At 30.7% G+C, this 16,745-nt stretch carries 15 protein-coding genes; 13 read left to right on the forward strand and 2 right to left on the reverse strand.

Annotation, left to right across the window (positions count from 1 at the left end):
• The first annotated feature begins 43 nt into the window (after positions 1-43).
• Both LL038_RS22110 and LL038_RS22115 read left to right on the forward strand, forming a co-directional pair.
• Positions 44-931, forward strand: a complete 888-nt coding sequence (locus LL038_RS22110; RefSeq protein ID WP_216120801.1) for a YegS/Rv2252/BmrU family lipid kinase — start codon at positions 44-46, stop codon at positions 929-931.
• Between the two features lie 64 nt (positions 932-995).
• Positions 996-1,631 (forward strand): hypothetical protein, encoded by a 636-nt coding sequence (locus tag LL038_RS22115; RefSeq protein WP_216120804.1) that lies wholly within the window; start codon positions 996-998, stop codon positions 1,629-1,631.
• A 72-nt stretch (positions 1,632-1,703) separates the two neighbouring features.
• Here LL038_RS22115 and LL038_RS22120 read toward each other — a convergent pair whose 3' ends face one another.
• Positions 1,704-3,710 carry a YgiQ family radical SAM protein gene (locus LL038_RS22120; protein WP_216120995.1) on the reverse strand — a complete coding sequence of 669 codons (2,007 nt, stop codon included), beginning with the start codon at positions 3,708-3,710 and terminating at the stop codon, positions 1,704-1,706.
• A gap of 444 nt (positions 3,711-4,154) precedes the next feature.
• Between LL038_RS22120 and LL038_RS22125 the strand changes: the two genes are divergently transcribed.
• The 4 genes from LL038_RS22125 (at position 4,155) to LL038_RS22140 (ending at position 8,524) form a co-directional block, all read left to right on the forward strand.
• Complete coding sequence (locus LL038_RS22125; protein ID WP_216120806.1) at positions 4,155-5,417, forward strand: magnesium transporter; 1,263 nt, start codon at positions 4,155-4,157, stop codon at positions 5,415-5,417.
• A gap of 151 nt (positions 5,418-5,568) precedes the next feature.
• Positions 5,569-6,237 carry a spore cortex-lytic enzyme gene (gene sleB / locus LL038_RS22130; protein WP_216120997.1) on the forward strand — a complete coding sequence of 223 codons (669 nt, stop codon included), beginning with the start codon at positions 5,569-5,571 and terminating at the stop codon, positions 6,235-6,237.
• 333 nt (positions 6,238-6,570) lie between these two features.
• A complete protein-coding gene (locus LL038_RS22135; protein WP_216120808.1) occupies positions 6,571-7,083 on the forward strand; it encodes an RNA polymerase sigma factor in 513 nt (170 codons plus the stop codon).
• Positions 7,070-8,524, forward strand: a complete 1,455-nt coding sequence (locus tag LL038_RS22140) for a TolB family protein (protein ID WP_216120810.1) — start codon at positions 7,070-7,072, stop codon at positions 8,522-8,524. Before LL038_RS22135 ends, LL038_RS22140 begins: the two co-directional genes overlap by 14 nt.
• Positions 8,525-8,577: 53 nt before the next feature.
• On the opposite strand, the gene LL038_RS22145 is transcribed toward LL038_RS22140, so the two are convergent.
• Positions 8,578-9,618 (reverse strand): M42 family metallopeptidase, encoded by a 1,041-nt coding sequence (locus LL038_RS22145; protein ID WP_253199802.1) that lies wholly within the window; start codon positions 9,616-9,618, stop codon positions 8,578-8,580.
• A gap of 199 nt (positions 9,619-9,817) precedes the next feature.
• Here LL038_RS22145 and LL038_RS22150 point away from each other — a divergent pair, with 199 nt between their 5' ends.
• The 7 genes from LL038_RS22150 (at position 9,818) to rpoN (ending at position 16,710) form a co-directional block, all read left to right on the forward strand.
• The gene (locus tag LL038_RS22150; protein WP_216120814.1) at positions 9,818-11,164 is read left to right on the forward strand and encodes a VanW family protein; all 1,347 of its coding nucleotides are present in this window, start codon (positions 9,818-9,820) and stop codon (positions 11,162-11,164) included.
• Positions 11,165-11,220: 56 nt separating this feature from the next.
• The gene (locus LL038_RS22155; protein WP_216120815.1) at positions 11,221-12,777 is read left to right on the forward strand and encodes a MutS-related protein; all 1,557 of its coding nucleotides are present in this window, start codon (positions 11,221-11,223) and stop codon (positions 12,775-12,777) included.
• Between the two features lie 11 nt (positions 12,778-12,788).
• Positions 12,789-13,256, forward strand: coding sequence for a tRNA (cytidine(34)-2'-O)-methyltransferase (locus LL038_RS22160; RefSeq protein WP_216120817.1), 468 nt, complete (start codon positions 12,789-12,791; stop codon positions 13,254-13,256).
• A gap of 69 nt (positions 13,257-13,325) precedes the next feature.
• Positions 13,326-14,249: a thioredoxin-disulfide reductase gene (gene trxB, locus LL038_RS22165; RefSeq protein WP_216120819.1), complete on the forward strand. Its 924-nt coding sequence runs from the start codon at positions 13,326-13,328 to the stop codon at positions 14,247-14,249.
• 52 nt (positions 14,250-14,301) lie between these two features.
• Complete coding sequence (locus LL038_RS22170; protein WP_216120999.1) at positions 14,302-14,631, forward strand: thioredoxin family protein; 330 nt, start codon at positions 14,302-14,304, stop codon at positions 14,629-14,631.
• 74 nt (positions 14,632-14,705) lie between these two features.
• A complete protein-coding gene (grdA, locus tag LL038_RS22175) occupies positions 14,706-15,188 on the forward strand; it encodes a glycine/sarcosine/betaine reductase complex selenoprotein A (RefSeq protein ID WP_216120821.1) in 483 nt (160 codons plus the stop codon).
• 151 nt (positions 15,189-15,339) lie between these two features.
• Positions 15,340-16,710: an RNA polymerase factor sigma-54 gene (gene rpoN, locus LL038_RS22180; protein ID WP_216121001.1), complete on the forward strand. Its 1,371-nt coding sequence runs from the start codon at positions 15,340-15,342 to the stop codon at positions 16,708-16,710.
• Positions 16,711-16,745 lie beyond the last annotated feature (35 nt).

Genomic DNA, 16,745 nt, shown 5'->3' on the forward strand with positions numbered 1-16,745 from the left:
TATAAATAAATCGTTAAATTAGGCGGAAATAGGAGAGAATGGAATGAATAAGGTGAAGTTTATTTACAACCCATATTCTGGAGAAAGCACTATAACATCAGATTTAGATCAAATAATAATGATTCATCAAAAATATAAGTATACAATAGTACCATATAGAATATGTAATGAATATCCTATATCAGATGCTTTTTTTGACATAGATGAAGGTTATAAATATGTCTTAATAGCAGGTGGCGATGGAACAATAGATAGTGTAGTAAATGAGATGAAAAAAAGGAAAATCGATTTGCCTATAGCAATACTTCCCGTAGGCACTGCAAATGATTTTGCAAATTATATAGGAATGCCGCATGATGTGTATGATGCGTGTTATCAGATATTAAATAGTGATGCAAAAAAGATAGATTTAGGAAAGATAAATGATAAATATTTTGTAAACGTAGCGAGTACAGGGTTATTCACAGATATATCTCAGAAAATGGATATGAATCTTAAAAATACTATAGGTAAATTGGCGTATTATGTAAAGGGAATAGAGCAATTGCCAAATTTCAGAAAATTAAAGATAAAGGTCACTTCAGATGAAGTTTTATTTGATGGTGATATGTACTTAATGTTAGTATTTAATGGACAAACCGCAGGAAGTATGAGGTTTGCATACAAGGCTAAAGTGGACGATGGACTTTTAGATGTAATAATAATAAAGGCTGGAAATATGAAAAACATTTTAAATATTTTCATCAAAATGTTAAGAAATGAGCACCTTGAGAATGTTGAGGGAATTGTTTATTTTAAGACTAGTAAGCTCGAAATAGAATGTCACGAGGATATCGTTACAGACATAGATGGGGAGAGAGGACCAGATTTTCCTCTGATTATTACTTGTGAAAAGGGTGGAATATCTATAATAGGATCTAAAATACAATAAATTATGCATAATTTCATATATTAATTAATAAATATTAACAGTAGCAATTTAGGGGAGAGTAAGAATGAAAATATATTTTTTACTGCTGTTTATAATGATTTTATTATTATATGAAGGTATAATTTGTAGTCTATATTATGTGCCAAGAAAAATCAAAATAATAAGTTTTGTAGCTTTAAGTTTAATGGCATTTAGATACATATCGTTATTAATACTTTTAATTGTAAATGATCAAAATTATTTATATATGTTAAAACCTTTAGTATATACAAACTTTTTGTGTATACCAATATGTGGCATTATCTCAGTTTTTATATTTGCTAGAAAAAACACGATTAAATTAAGAAAAATTATATTAATATCTGGAATTTTGTGTTTAGGTTATTGTATTGTTATATATAACTCTAATGCAAATACTGCTATATCAAATCTTTATGGACATACTATAAAATTACAATTAGAAAATTATTTTCATTTTACGTCACTTATAATAAATTCAATCCTTATAATTATGGGTATAAACCTATTTAACAGACGCTATTCAAATAAACTGGGAGCATCATTAATAGTTATATCAGCGAGTATTACATTAATAGCAGTTCTTCTAACTTCAATAAATACAAGTTTCAATTTTTTATTTCTAGGAGATATTTCTTGGATTTTAACAATGGATTATGCTTTGAATAAAGTTAAAAGATGAACCTTAAAGTGAGATATTAAAAGACATATACAGCTAAAATTACAGCTATATATGTCTTTTGTTTTTTGTTTTTTATCCTTGTCGTTTTCTAGGGCTAAGGTTTGATGTACGTTTTTTAGAGGGTTTCGGAGCAGTCTTTAAATTTGGTTTTGATGTTGTTTTTAAAGAAGGTTTTGTAAAAGTCCTTGGAGCAGGTTCAGAAACATGGCCAGGTTCTGTATTTGGTGTCCTAAACTTAGAATGTTTCTTCCCTTGATACTTTGGATGATTATTTGCTTTGGTAGGTCTTGATGGTATTAATGATTTTTTATCAGAACCAATCAAATCTTCTCTATGAGCTTTTACTAGTGCCTCTCTTACAATGCTGTAGTTTTCTGGATTTTTAAATTGCATAAGAGCTCTTTGCATGTTTTTTTCCTTTTGTTCGGTTGGAACATAAACCTTTGCTCCACTAAAAGGATTTACTCCAGTATAAAATATAGTAGTAGATAAACTGCCAGGTGTTGGGTAAAAGTCTTGAACCTGTTCTGGAGTGTAACCCATTTCGTTTATATATTCTGATAATTTAATTGATTCTTTTAAGTCACACCCTGGGTGGCTTGACATAAAGTATGGAACCAAAAATTGATCTTTATCTAGTTCTTTATTAGTTTCGTTATATTTTTTGACAAACCTATCAAACACTTCTTGTTTTGATTTTCCCATTTGGTCTAGTACTTTGTCACTAATGTGTTCTGGGGCTACTTTTAATTGTCCGCTAATATGATGTTCACATAATTCTTCGAAAAATTTAGTGTTTTTATCATATATTAAATAATCGTATCTTATTCCAGAACGAATAAAAACTTTTTTAATGTTCGGAATTACTCTAACCTTTCTTAATAAATCTAAGTATTCAGTGTGGTCAATAATAAGATTCTTGCATGGAGTTGGGAACATGCATTGTTTATCACGACATACACCTACTTTTTCTTGAATCTTGCAAGCTCTGTGTCTAAAATTTGCAGTAGGACCACCAATATCGTGAATGTATCCTTTGAAATTCTTTAAGGTAGTTAAAAGAGTAGCTTCGTCTATTATAGAGTTCTGACTTCTATTTTGTATAACTCGACCTTGATGAAATGTTAATGCACAAAATGAACAACTACCAAAACAACCTCTATGGCTTGTTATAGAAAATTCAACTTCTTTTATTGCGGGAATACCACCTTTAGCTTCATATATAGGATGGTAGGTTCTGGTGTATGGTAAACCATAAGTTATATCCATTTCAGCTTGGGTTAAAGATATCTGAGGAGCATTTTGAACTACATATCTGTCATTATGCTTTTGTACAATAGTCTTTCCTCTTATATCGTCTTGTTCTAATGATTGTAATTTGTAACTCTGCGCATAAGCAAGTTTATCAGTAGAGACAGTTTCAAAAGAAGAAACTTCGACATAATCTTCAAGGTCACTAATATCTTTTGTAGCATATACAGTACCCCTAATAGAAGTCATTTTTTCTATACTCATACCATATTTAAAAAGATTAGCCATTTCAACTATGGTTTTCTCTCCCATGCCATAAAGTAGCAAGTCGGCTTTAGCATCGATTAATAAACTTCGCCTTACTTTATTGGACCAATAATCATAGTGGGCAAATCGCCTAAGACTTGCCTCTATACCACCAATTACAATTGGAACATTTTTAAAGGCTTCCCTGGCCCTGTTACAATATACAATTACGGCTCTATCTGGTCTGTGACCTGATTCACCACCTGGAGAATAAAGATCATCATGTCTCTTTTTCTTTGCTGCTGTATAGTGATTAACCATAGAATCTATATTTCCAGAGTTTATAATGAATGCGAATTTAGGTTTACCAAGGCTTCTAAAATCTTCAATGCCCTCCCAATCGGGTTGGGCTATAATGCCTACAGTAAAGCCTTCTCGCTCTAGAGTTCTTCCAATTATAGCGCTGCCAAAGGATGGATGATCTATATATGCATCCCCTGTAATTATTATAAAATCTAATTGAGATATATTTCTTTCTTTTAAATCATTCATGCAAATGGGTAAAAATTGTTTATTTACTATCATATAATCCTCCTGAGAGATTAGTCGAATCTTTAGCTCGTTTAATTATTATTAATTAAAGTAAAGTTCGTTTTCTTGTGTTTACGGTATATAATAATATTAACATATCTATAGAAAAATATGAACTAGAAAAGTTTATAAATATAATTGAATTTAACTTTTTTAGTTGCATTTTGAAGTATATATAATATAATTATATAGAAAGAATATTTTTTATAATTAACTTAAAATAATATAATATACTAATATAGAAGAAAAAAAAATTACAGGTGGTGAAAATAAATGGAAAATGGCCCTCGAAGTAGAAGGTCAAAATTTATTTTAAAATTAAATATTATTATGCAGAGAATTTCTTAGAGTATAAATTGACATAGATAAGGTAGGAATGAAAGTCAATGAGTTAATTCCATTTTGATGTTTCTCTGCATAAGAGGAGGGATATCTATGGAAATAATTTCTGCGTTTTTTTTAAGTTCAATCTTAAATAAAAATGTGTATGATGAGTTTGAAGATAATATTGGGAAGCTATTTGATATTTATGTTACTACTGAGCAAGGATATCCAAGAGTTATAGGATATAAAATTAAAAAGGAAAGTGAAATTTTTAATTATGAATTTAGAAATATTGAAGTAGGAAAAGAAGACAAAAAAATAACCGTACAGGTAAGAGGGGTTAAAGAGATAATTCCTAGAAAATTTTCTTATCTTTTATCTAAACATTTATTGAATAAACAAATAGTAGATGTTAATGGAAAAAAAGTAGTTAAAGTTAATGATTTAACCATGACGAAAGTTGGTGGAGAAATAAGAGTTATAGCTGTAGAATCAGGTATTATTGCAGCGGCTAGAAAATATAAATTAGATGGCATAATAAAAATTTTTTATAATATTTTAGGCAGAAAACCTCAAGATAATAGTATAACTTGGGAAAGTGTTCAATCACTCGAGATGGTGGATCACAGCTTAAAACTAACGCAGCCATATTCAAAACTTACTAAACTTCATCCAGCAGATCTTGCAGATATTTTAGAGGGACTAGATACATCCGCCAGAAATAAAATTTTTGAAAGTCTAGACAAGGATTTGGCAGCACATACTCTAGAAGAATTGCAGCCAGAGGTTCAAGCAGATATTTTAAGTACTATTAATAATCTGCTTGCACAAGAAATCTTAGATGAAATGCCTAATGATGAGATTGCGGACATTTTAGATGAAATGAAGGAAGACGACGCAGAAAAGATTCTGTTGAATTTTAATAAAGATGATGAAGAAGAAATTAGAAATCTTATGAATTATGAAGAAGAAGTTGTTGGTAGCATAATGAATAAGGATTTTATATCTTTTAATGTAAATATTACTGCTAGTGCAACTATTGAAATTTTAAGGGAACTTCAGCCTGAAGATGAGGTAATACATTATATATATATCGTAGATGAGGATAAAAAACTTCAAGGAGTCATTTCTTTAAGAAATTTAGTTCTTTCAGCTCCTGCGAGGAAACTTAAAGATATCATGGACGATAAAGTTATTAGAATAAAAGATAGTCAAGATATCGAGGAAGCTGTTGAAATAGCACTTAAATATGATTTGATTTCTTTACCAGTAGTTGATATTGATGAAAAATTATGTGGAATAGTAATTATGAACGATATTATTGAAGAACTATTGTCTCCAAGATGGAAAAGAAAACTTAAAAAAATAATATAAAAAAATACACTGTGGCTTATATTAGCACAGTGTATTTTTTTTGGAATTAAGCACAAACTAATACTATTAATGACATTTATATATTGTTATTTAAGGAGGAATAGGTTTGAGGCTTAAAAAACATTTACTCAAAAGATGTAGCGCTGTAGTTATGATTATTTTAATAGCATATTTTTCAAGTGAAGTTTATTTTAATATTTATAGTAAGCAAGTTATAGCACAGGTTTATAAATATGGCGCGCGTGGTGAACAAGTTAAACAAATTCAAACTAAATTAAAAAAGTGGGGATTTTATAAGGAAAGTGTTGATGGAATATATGGCTACAATACATATCTTTCCGTTAAGTCTTTTCAAAAAAGCAATGGATTAAAAGTAGACGGAATAGCAGGAAATTCAACACTCGCAGCTATAGGGCTTCCGTCTAGTACGCAGGCCTCTGGATCGCCTTCTAACAAAAATGTAACGAATAATAAGGATGTAGATTTAGTAGCTAAACTTATAAATGGAGAGGCTAGAGGAGAACCTTATGAGGGTCAGGTGGCTGTTGGAGCAACAATTTTAAATAGAACAAGAGATGCAAGATTTCCATCTACAATAGCAGCGGTAATTTATCAACCAGGTGCATTCACGGCGATTGTGGATGGACAAATAAATGCAAAAATTGAAGAAAGTTCTATAAGGGCCGCAAGAGATGCACTAAACGGATGGGATCCTTCTGGAGGTGCTGTATTCTATTTCAATCCTGCCACAAGTACGAACAAGTGGATATGGTCACGTACACTTATAAAAGTAATTGGTAAACATAGATTTTGCAGCTAACTATTCATCATGATAAATTTCACAGGAGCTACCTGGTAAAATAAAATTTACCAAGTGGCTTTTTTATAAATGTTTGTAAAACCTTATACTTCATTATAAGTTATTGTTAAATTGGAAGTATATAATTATATTGCCATATACAATAGAATTATTTATAATATGGTATATACTTAATAAGTATGTGTAAACATTTAACACATATTTCATACAAATTTTACATAAAAACTGGTAAAGCATGCAACTAAATATAAGGTCTCACGTATATTATGTGAAATGTTTTTTTAAAACCAGTTGGATTTATAAAAAAACAAATTATGATGGGGGTACTGCTTAATGTCAAGTAAGTTCGAACAGCTGTATGACATGTACTACAATTGCGTTTACAGATACATTTTTGTTTCTGTAAAAAACAAATGGAATGCAGAAGATATAATTGCTACTGTGTTTACTAAAATATATGAGAACAAGGATAAAATTACTGAGGTAGAAGCAAGTAAGAATTGGATATTTAAAATAGCTCATAATACTATTATAGATTTTTATAGAAAAAACAGTAAAGTAATTCCTATAGAAAGCTTTTTAGATAGAGGCGACGAGGATTTTGGATATGAAAATATAGCTATTAGAGATGAATTTGAAGGTGTAAAGAAAATAATTGATATATTACCAGAAGAAACAAAAAAAATGCTTTATTTAAGGTTTTATGGTGGTCTAAAATTTAGGGAAATTGCAGAGGCGGTAGATATAACAGAAAGTACTGTTAAATCAACCATTTCTAGAGCTATAAAGAAAATTAAGAAGAGTTATGAACATAGTTTAGGAGGTGATGTAATTGGAAATAAATGAAAACAGTATTGAAAAATCATTGTGTAATGATGCAGCAAAGATCGTTATTGATGAGGAATTTAAATCAGATCTAAAAAACAAGATAATGTTTGCAGATAAATATAACAATATTACAAAGCAGCCTAAACATAAAAGTAACTTTATGAAAAATAGATATTTTAAAATAGCTTCGGGTTTTGTAATTTGCGTGTTTGTTAGCGGATCAATATTTAAGGCTATTGACATTCAAAATAAAAATATGTTTACAAGGTCCAAAGGAATAACTAATTCAGCGACTCCAGCTATAAGTCCCAAAGGATCACTTGAGGATAGTAGTAAGCAAGCATCTGGATTAAAGATTTTAGACGATATGATAAATAATAATTATAAAAATAAACAATTAGCAGTAATAAAAGGAAACGCAGGTAGCGTGAGTGATATCCCAGGTGGTAATAACGTTAAGAAGGCTATAAATAATCTTTTGGCAGAGAATGTTATTTCTAATAACGCTATCACAGGAGTTGTAAATCATGATAATAGTGATGCCCAAATAAACCAAAGCCAAGTGACTGATGTTAAACCTGTTATCCCGGAAACGGTTATCCCAGAAATAGTTACAAAACCAACAATAGAGGTTCCAAGTGCACCTCTCGTTGCATTAACAACATATGATCCAAGGTATTCTATCGACGCAACGAAATTAGCTAGTGTTAAAGATGATGGCATATATATAAAAGATTTAAAATCTTCAAACGAGAAGATGTTAATAGCCTATAGCGATAAGACACAAGTAGTTAATAAGCCCAATTTTACACCTAGTGGACAAATAATTTATTACAAAGCAAATAAAGTAGCTCTAGAAAATGGTGCTATCTATTTATCTAGTGAAAATGGAAAAGTATCTACTAAGATTGCGGATGGGAAAAATCCTATGGTGTCTAAAAACGGTAAAAAATTACTGTATGAGTCTAAAGGCCAAATATTCATTCAAAATTTAAAAGATAATACTAGTAGTTATGTTGCTAATGGTAAGTATCCTGCTTTCTCTAATGATGACAATCTAATTAGTTATGTAAAAGAAGGAATAGAAACAAGCCCGGATATAAGCCCGGATATAAGCAATGTAAAAACAGCAAGTTTTGCAAAATTGGCTACTTTTTCAAGAATGACGAGCTTTGCAAAGGTAACATCTACCGAAAAAACAATTTCTACTTTATGTGTTTATAACATATTAGCAGATAAATCTTATAGCATAACAGATAATGGATCAATTGCAGATAGTAGTACTGAGTCTTGGTCAGGAGCTATACGAAATGTAGAGGATACTAGTGGATTAGATGCAACTAGTCAATACAGTTATTGTGAGAGTATTTGGAGTTTAGATAATAAAGAAGTGCACGTTATTAAAGTGGATAATGAAACAGGTGATAGGGTCGTGACTAATTTTAAGTTAGATAATTAAAAGTTATTTTAGAAGGCTAGACAATTGTAATTGTCTGGCCTTTTAAAAATACTTTATTTTTGAATACAGTATTTTATTATTAAATTTAGCGTGTTTAATATTGAATCCATATGAGTTCTTTCATAACCATGTGAGGCGAAAATACCAGCACCAATTAAAGCTGCTTTTATGTCCCATCCGGCCCTTAAAGCTGCAGAGGCGTCAGAACCATAATGTGGATAAACATCAACCTTGTAATCAATTTTTTCTTTTTTGCATATTTGCGTTAATTTTTTTCTAAGTTCTAGATCATAGGGCCCTGATGAATCTTTAGCACAAATACAAACACTATATTCGGAAGAATTTTGATCAAGACCTGGGCAACCCATATCTACAGACACAAATTCTTTAGTTTTTTCTGGTATGGATGCAGAGGCTCCATGTCCAACTTCTTCATAATTGCTAATAAATATATTTGTTGTATATGGAAGTTTTATGTTGTTATCTATTATATATTTGATAGCATAAAGTAGTATTGCAACGCTAGCTTTATCATCTAGATGCCTAGATTTCACAAATCCTTTTTCAGTAAAAATGGTTCTTGCATCAAAACAAATAAAGTCACCAACGCTTAAACCTAAATCTTCCACTTCTTTTTTTGTAGATACTTTCTCATCAAGAATTATTTCCATATTCTCAGGAGTTCTCTTAAGTCCCCGAGCGTCATCTCCACTAATATGGACTGAAGGCTTTATGCTTTGAATAGTGCCTGTGAAAGATTTGCCATCAATAGTTTCTATAGTGCAATTTTCACCTTCTATTGAATTCATCATATATCCACCGATAGGGTCTAGTGATAGTGAACCGCTTGGATTGATTTTTTTAACCATTGCTCCAAGTGTATCAACATGAGCAGAAAGTGTTCTTTGAAAATCGTTATTTTCACCTTTTAGGGTTGCAATAACAGCACCTTTATTAGTAACAGAATATGGTACATTTAAAATGTTTAGTTCTTCTTTTATGTACTTCATAATTTTTTCTGTAAATCCTGAGGGACTAGAAATTGAAAGGATATTCTTTAAATAATATTTAATTTTATCTTCATTATAATTCAAATTATCACTCCTTCGAAATAAGATTAGCATAAGTATAATTTTACCATAGAAGATGATGAATTAATACAAGATTGCGAATTTAAAGTCTATAAATAAGAAAAAGAAAAAAGTTAAACTTAGCTTTTTATGACGTCAGTAGTATATAGGAATATCGACTTCTTTGTAGTATACTATTCATGAGTATAAAAGGAGATTATAGATGAAAAAAAAGGCAATTATAATAATAGGAGTTTTAATCTTATTTAGTACATTTACATTTAGTGGCTACTCTTATATTAAAGTCAAATATTGGGGTTCTTTGATTTTACCTGGGGTTAAAATTGAAAATGAAGATTTAACAGGTAAAACTAAGAAAGAAGCACAAACGATAATTAATGACAAATATTCTAGTAAGGTCATGAAGAAAAAAATTACTATAGTAACTGATGAAAAAAAATATATAATTGACTATAAAATGATAGAGGCAACGTACAATGTTGACCAAGCAGTAGAGCAAGCATTAACTTATAGGAAAGATGGGAATATGTTTCAAAAATACAAAGCCATAACACATCCTGTGAGCAAACAAATAAAACTAACCTTTGAATATAATGATAAGGCTGTTGATAAAATATTAAAGGGAATAGCTAAAGATATAGATAAAAAGGCAAAGAATGCAACTATAACTAAGGGAAGCGGTGGACAATTCGTTGTTACAAATGATGTCATTGGAAAGCAGTTAGAAGTAGATAAATTAAAAAATGATATTAAAAGCAAAATTGATATTGTCGTATCAGAGGATAATATCTATATAAAGGCTTCGGTTAAGGACATAAAACCTAAAATTTCAGAGGCTGCATTAAAAACAATAAATACAAGAATATCAAGGTATACAACTAATTTTTCAAGTTCATCAGAAGGTAGAGCTACCAATATAGCATTAGCAACTGGAAGTATAAATGGGAAACTACTTATGCCGGGAGATGTTTTTAGTTTTAATGATGTTGTAGGAGAACGAACAGCTTTAAGAGGGTATAAGTCAGCAGGTGTAATAATTGGTGATAAACTGGAACAGGGGTTAGGCGGAGGTATATGTCAAGTCTCATCTACTTTGTATAATGCAATGCTCTCAACTTCAATTGTTTCTGTAGAAAGAATTCATCATACAATATCATCGGGTTATATTCCGAAGGGACAAGATGCTACAGTTGATTATGGAAATCTCGATTATAAGTTTAAAAATACGTTCGAGTATCCAATATATATTGAAGGCCTTTTGTCAAATGGAAATATACATTTCAATATATATTCTAACTCTACATTAACTAACAGAACTTATGAAATAATAAATGAGGTGTCGGAACCTACTGACCCTAAAACAGAAACTATACAAGATCCAACAATGTATGAGGGTCAAAGTGAGATTGTAAAGACAGGTTATGCAGGTTTTAAGGTTAAAGTGATTAGAAAAACTTATGAAAATGGAAAGTTAGTTAATACTGAAATTATAAATAAAGATACGTTCCATGTTATAAATGAAGTTAAGAAAGTTGGAACTAAGAAATAATAGCAGTTTGATTAAACTAAAGTGAACATCAAAAAAGTCTAAAGGAGCATTGTGCTATGAGTAACAAATATTTAGGATCAATAAGAAAAGATTATAATAAAGATGCGGATAAGACAAGAAATATTGAGAAGGTTAAGAAGTTTTTTACCATGCGTGAAAGGAGTGAATACACAATAGACGATCAGACCTGGGATGATTTAGATATGAATAAGGTGTATGAAAAACTGGATAGATCATACAGCAGTCCTGGAGAAGCGTCTTTATACTCAATGCTTAGAAATCCCCTAATGAAGGAAGATAAGCTAAAAGAAAGAGGAAAATTGATTCAGTCTATTAAAGAAAATACGAAGCTTCGAGAAACTCTTCAGTGTATTTTTTTTGAATTAAATAGTGATACTAAAAATAGTTTTTTAGATATGATTGAAACGGACCTTATCATAAATAAAACTAAATATTATGTGTACAGCATTCTAGGGAAGGTAATACCGGCAATAGCAATTTTACTTGCAATATTTGCAAACCCTAAATATATGATATTATTATTTGCTATAGGTTCAATTAATATGATTATAAATTCTACGGAAGTAAGGGCAATTAAGTCTAATGGTATATTCTATTTGCAAAAGAACATTAAGGCAGCTAAAAAAATAGCAAGTATAAATGATAAAGAAATTATTTATTACAAAGATAAGATAAAAACGCTTCTTAATGGTATGAAAGATATAGATTTGAGTACAAAAACAATAGGAATTATAAATATGTGGGGAGGTGTTTTTGAATTCATTTCTGTTATTTTTCTTTTAGAGGAAACAACCTATTACTCTATATCTCATAAAATAAAAAGAGAAAAAGAAAGATTAATGGATCTTTACTACATTGTTGGAGAATTAGAAGCATTAATCTCGATTTCAGGTTACGAACATAATTTAAAGGAACAATGTGTAAAACCTAAGTTTACGAAAGATATTACTTTGAATATAAAGGATGGGGTACATCCTCTTATAGAGAATGCTGTTCCTAACTCGATTAATATAAAAAAGGGAGGAATTGTGCTTACGGGTACAAATATGGCAGGTAAATCTACCTTTTTGAGAATGATGGGAGTAAATATAATTTTGGCGCAAAGTTTTAATTTTGCATTGGCTAAAGATTATGAGGCACCTTTCTTTAACATAGTTTCATCAATTAGTCCTAATGATGATTTAACAAAGGGAAAGAGTTTCTTTATGGCAGAGGTAGAATCTATACAACGTATAATTAAAGCTCTAGAAAAGGATGCACCTGTATTTTGCCCTATTGATGAGATATTTAGGGGTACAAATCCAATTGAGAAAATTTCTATGTCAGCTGCTATATTAACATATATAAATAATGGAAAAAGTATTTCTATTGTAGCTACCCATGATAGAGAATTAGTTGACATTTTAAAAGTGAATTATGAGTTTTACTACTTTAGTGAAAAGGTTGATAACCACAAGGGTTTAAGCTTTGATTATAAGATTAAAAAGGGAGTTTCACAAACAAGAAATGCAATTAAACTTTTAGAATACATGCATTATCCAAAAGAGATAACAGATTCAGCATATAAAAGAGCAGAGACGATAGAAAAATAGGAGGATAACTAATGAAGTTAAATATAGTATTATTTCAACCAGAAATTCCACAAAATACAGGTAATATAGGAAGAACATGCGTCTTAACAAATTGCAAACTTCATCTTGTAAAACCTTTGGGATTTAGTTTAGAGGAGAAACAACTTAAAAGAGCAGGATTAGATTATTGGCCTTATTTAGACTTAGAGCTTCATGAGTCTTACGCAGAACTTCGTGAAAAGTATAAAGACGCAACTTTCTATTTTTCTACAACAAAAGCTTCCAACTTCTACTCAGACGTAAAATATAAAGAAGGAGATTTTATAGTTTTCGGGAGAGAGTCTTCAGGACTTCCAGATAGTGTTCGTGGTAGCGACCCCGAGAGATGCATAAAGGTACCTATGATAAATAGCACAACTAGGTCCCTTAATCTTTCAAATACAGTAGCTATTGTGGCATATGAGGCACTTAGACAAATAGGGTTTACAGACATGAAATAAAATATTAAGCACTTTTTTAATGAATAAGTATATTACACAAAATAATTTTATAAACAGGAGGTATAAGATATGGAGCACATTTATGATACTATAATTATTGGTGGGGGACCTGCAGGGTTATCTGCTGGACTTTATGCATCAAGATCAAGAATGGATACTTTAATAATAGAAAGAGCAGAGTTTGGTGGACAGGTAGCTACAACTAATGAAATTGATAACTACCCAGGATCCATTGAAGATTGTACAGGAGCAACACTCAGCAAACGTATGAAAGAACAAGCAGAAGAATTTGGAACCAAATTTGCAAGTGAAGAGGTATTGGAAGTTGAACTTGAAGGCGATATTAAAGTAATCAAATGCAAGGATAAAACTTACAAAACTAAGACTATTATAATAGCATCAGGGGCAACTCCTAGACTTGGTGGGTTTAAGAACGAAACAGAATTAAGAGGGAAGGGAGTTTCTTATTGTGCAACTTGTGATGCTGACTTTTTTGAAGATTTAGACATTGCAGTGCTAGGGGGAGGAGATTCAGCTATATCTGAAGCTATATATCTTGCTAAATTTGGGAAAACTGTTACTGTCATACACAGAAGAAGTGAGCTCAGAGCTGTGAAATCACTTCAAGAAAAAGCTTTCAAAAACCCCAAGATAAAGTTTATTTGGGATACCGTAGTTGAGGAAGCTAAAGGTGTAGAAATGTTAGAAAGTTTAGCACTTAAAAATGTTAAAACTGGTGAACTTAGTGAATTGAAAGCAGATGGATGTTTTGTGTTTGTAGGATATCTTCCAATATCTGAATTGTATAAAGGGAAAATTACTATGAATGAGCGTGGTGATGTTATCACTGATGAGAATATGAGAACTAATATACCGGGAGTATATGCAGCAGGTGACATAAGAGTGAAGTTATTAAGACAAGTAATTACAGCGACCGCAGATGGAGCGATAGCGGCTACTGATGCTGAACATTACATTGAAAATAAATCATAGAAATGTATTACTTTTATTATAATAAAACTAAAACTTTAGGAGGGCATTAGTGATGGTAGAACTCACCAAAGATAATTTCGAAGAAGAAGTATTAAAATCAGAAAAACCTGTATTTGTGGATTTTTGGGGTGATAAGTGCAAAGTTTGCCTAAGACTTATGCCAGGAGTAAATGAACTCTCTAAAAAATATTCTGATAAAATTAAATTTGCTAGTTTAAATACATCAATGTCAAGAAGAATAGCCATAGATCAAAGGGTTCTTGGACTACCAACAATGATAATATATAGTGGAGCAGAGAAAGTCTCTATAATTACGCCAGATAAAATTTCATCATTAGAGGATATAGAAAATTTTATAAAAGAGTACTACAATACATTATAGTTTGGTGTTTTGGCATGTGGGAAAAGATGGATATAATTAAGCGTTTAGTAACTTGTTAAATGTACGAGAGGAAGATGAAAATGTTTAAGTCAAAGAAAGTTATTATTATTGGAGATAGAGACGGAATACCTGGACCTGCAATAGAGGCCTGCATAAAGTCTGCTAAAGCACAAGTTGTATTTTCAACAACAAAATGTTTTTCCTGCAGCTTAGCTGGAGCAATGGATATAGAACTTCAGCAAGTGGTAAAAGATCTTACATCAAAATTTGGTGCAGAAAATTTAGTAGTGATTATTGGAGGAGCAGAAGCTGAGACATCTGGAATAACGGCAGAGACAATAGCGGCAGGAGATCCAACCTTTGTTGGACCACTTGCTGGGATTGCTTTAGGGCTCCCTGTATACCATATATTTGAACCAGAGATTAAAGAAGCTTTTATAAAGTCGGTTTACGATGAGCAGTGTAGCGTAATGGAAATGATTTTAGATATAGATGAAATAATAATTGAGGTAAAATCTTTTAGAGATAAGTTCTGTAAGGTTAGCTTAAAGCAATAAAAAGCTCAGCATAGTTTCTCACCATTTATTATGGTGATAGGAAAATATGCTGAGTTTTTTTTATTTTTAGTCCTAGCTTAAGGTATAATCTATTCGCTCTATGTTATAATATTTATAAGATGATTTACATGAGGTGATGGATAAAATGAATATTAATTTTGGCTTAAACTTGGTCCAAGAACAAAAATTAATAATGACGCAAGAAATGCAAATGTCTGTTAAACTTCTTCAAATGTCAGCACAAGAACTTGGTCAGTATGTTAATAAGGAAATGCAAGAGAATCCAGTGCTAGAGGAAAAAGATTCGCAAAACAGCAAAAGTAATGACTATGATGTTAATGATTATAAAGAAATAATTAAATACCTTGATAAAGATGGATATAAAGTAAAAAATCATGCAACAAAGAATGATGGTGATGAAGTTTCTCCATTTTACTATATTGCAGAGGAAAAATCTCTTAAGGATTATATTAAACAGCAAATAGGTGAACTTACCCAGAAAAGTGATATTTTAAGTATATGCAAATACATGGCAGAAAACTTAGATACTAAGGGTTATTTATCAGCGAGTCTACCTGACATATGTAAAGAACTTGGAATATCAAATAAAAAGGCAGAGTATGCGCTAGAAATTTTTCAATCTCTAGATCCAGAAGGTATAGGAGCTAGAAATCTAAGAGAATGTTTAACAATTCAATTGTATAATCTAGGGATGGATGATGAAAACATCTGTAAAATAATTAATGATTATTTGGAGCTACTCGCAGAAAACAAATATAGCGAGATAGCAAAAAAATTAAAAATTAAAATAAGTGAAGTCCAAAAATATGGAGATATAATAAAAAATTTAGAACCTAAACCATCAAGAGGATTTTATACGGGCGAGACCGTTAAATATGTTGTACCGGATGCTTATATTAATAAAATTGATGATCAATATGTTATTTCTATGAATGAAGATGTACTTCCTAAATTAAATATAAATAGTTTGTATAAGGAAATAATTAAAGATGAAAAAGATACAGAAGCCGTAGAATATGTAAAAGATAAGCTTAATAGCGCGATGTTTCTTATAAAAAGTATTGAACAAAGGAAAAACACTGTGTATAGAGTTTTAGAAGAAATACTAGAAGTTCAAAGGGAATATTTCGATAGAGGCCTTGAATATCTAAAACCAATGACGCTTAAAATAATAGCTAACAATTTAGAGATGCATGAATCTACAATAAGCCGTGCAATTAGAGAAAAATATGTAAGTATAAATGATGGCAAAGTCGTTAAAATAAAAGATTTTTTTACTAATGGAATAACATCAGGTATAGGCGGAGAGGATATATCTACAATTAATATTAAAAAGAATATTAAGGAAATGGTAGAGAGTGAGGATGCAAAAAAACCTTTGTCTGATCAAATTATTTGTAATCGGTTAAATGCTGAAGGGGTAAATATTTCTAGAAGAACAGTGGCAAAATATCGCGAAGAACTTGAAATTAAAAGCTCGAGTAAACGAAAAAGATTTTAAAAATTTGTTTATTTAATGACTCTGTTAACAGAATG

The organism is Clostridium estertheticum (assembly GCF_026650985.1).
Taxonomy (GTDB): Bacteria; Bacillota; Clostridia; order Clostridiales; family Clostridiaceae; genus Clostridium_AD; species Clostridium_AD estertheticum_C.

What these genes read in the sequence shown, in the direction of transcription:
- grdA (WP_216120821.1), top strand. Translation starts at nt 14,706, where the DNA reads ATGAAAATGTTTAAGTCAAAGAAAGTTATTATTATTGGAGATAGAGAC.
- LL038_RS22170 (WP_216120999.1), top strand. Translation starts at nt 14,302, where the DNA reads ATGGTAGAACTCACCAAAGATAATTTCGAAGAAGAAGTATTAAAATCA.
- LL038_RS22115 (WP_216120804.1), top strand. Translation starts at nt 996, where the DNA reads ATGAAAATATATTTTTTACTGCTGTTTATAATGATTTTATTATTATAT.
- sleB (WP_216120997.1), top strand. Translation starts at nt 5,569, where the DNA reads ATGATTATTTTAATAGCATATTTTTCAAGTGAAGTTTATTTTAATATT.
- LL038_RS22150 (WP_216120814.1), top strand. Translation starts at nt 9,818, where the DNA reads ATGAAAAAAAAGGCAATTATAATAATAGGAGTTTTAATCTTATTTAGT.
- LL038_RS22125 (WP_216120806.1), top strand. Translation starts at nt 4,155, where the DNA reads ATGGAAATAATTTCTGCGTTTTTTTTAAGTTCAATCTTAAATAAAAAT.
- LL038_RS22155 (WP_216120815.1), top strand. Translation starts at nt 11,221, where the DNA reads ATGAGTAACAAATATTTAGGATCAATAAGAAAAGATTATAATAAAGAT.
- LL038_RS22135 (WP_216120808.1), top strand. Translation starts at nt 6,571, where the DNA reads ATGTCAAGTAAGTTCGAACAGCTGTATGACATGTACTACAATTGCGTT.
- trxB (WP_216120819.1), top strand. Translation starts at nt 13,326, where the DNA reads ATGGAGCACATTTATGATACTATAATTATTGGTGGGGGACCTGCAGGG.
- LL038_RS22110 (WP_216120801.1), top strand. Translation starts at nt 44, where the DNA reads ATGAATAAGGTGAAGTTTATTTACAACCCATATTCTGGAGAAAGCACT.
- LL038_RS22160 (WP_216120817.1), top strand. Translation starts at nt 12,789, where the DNA reads ATGAAGTTAAATATAGTATTATTTCAACCAGAAATTCCACAAAATACA.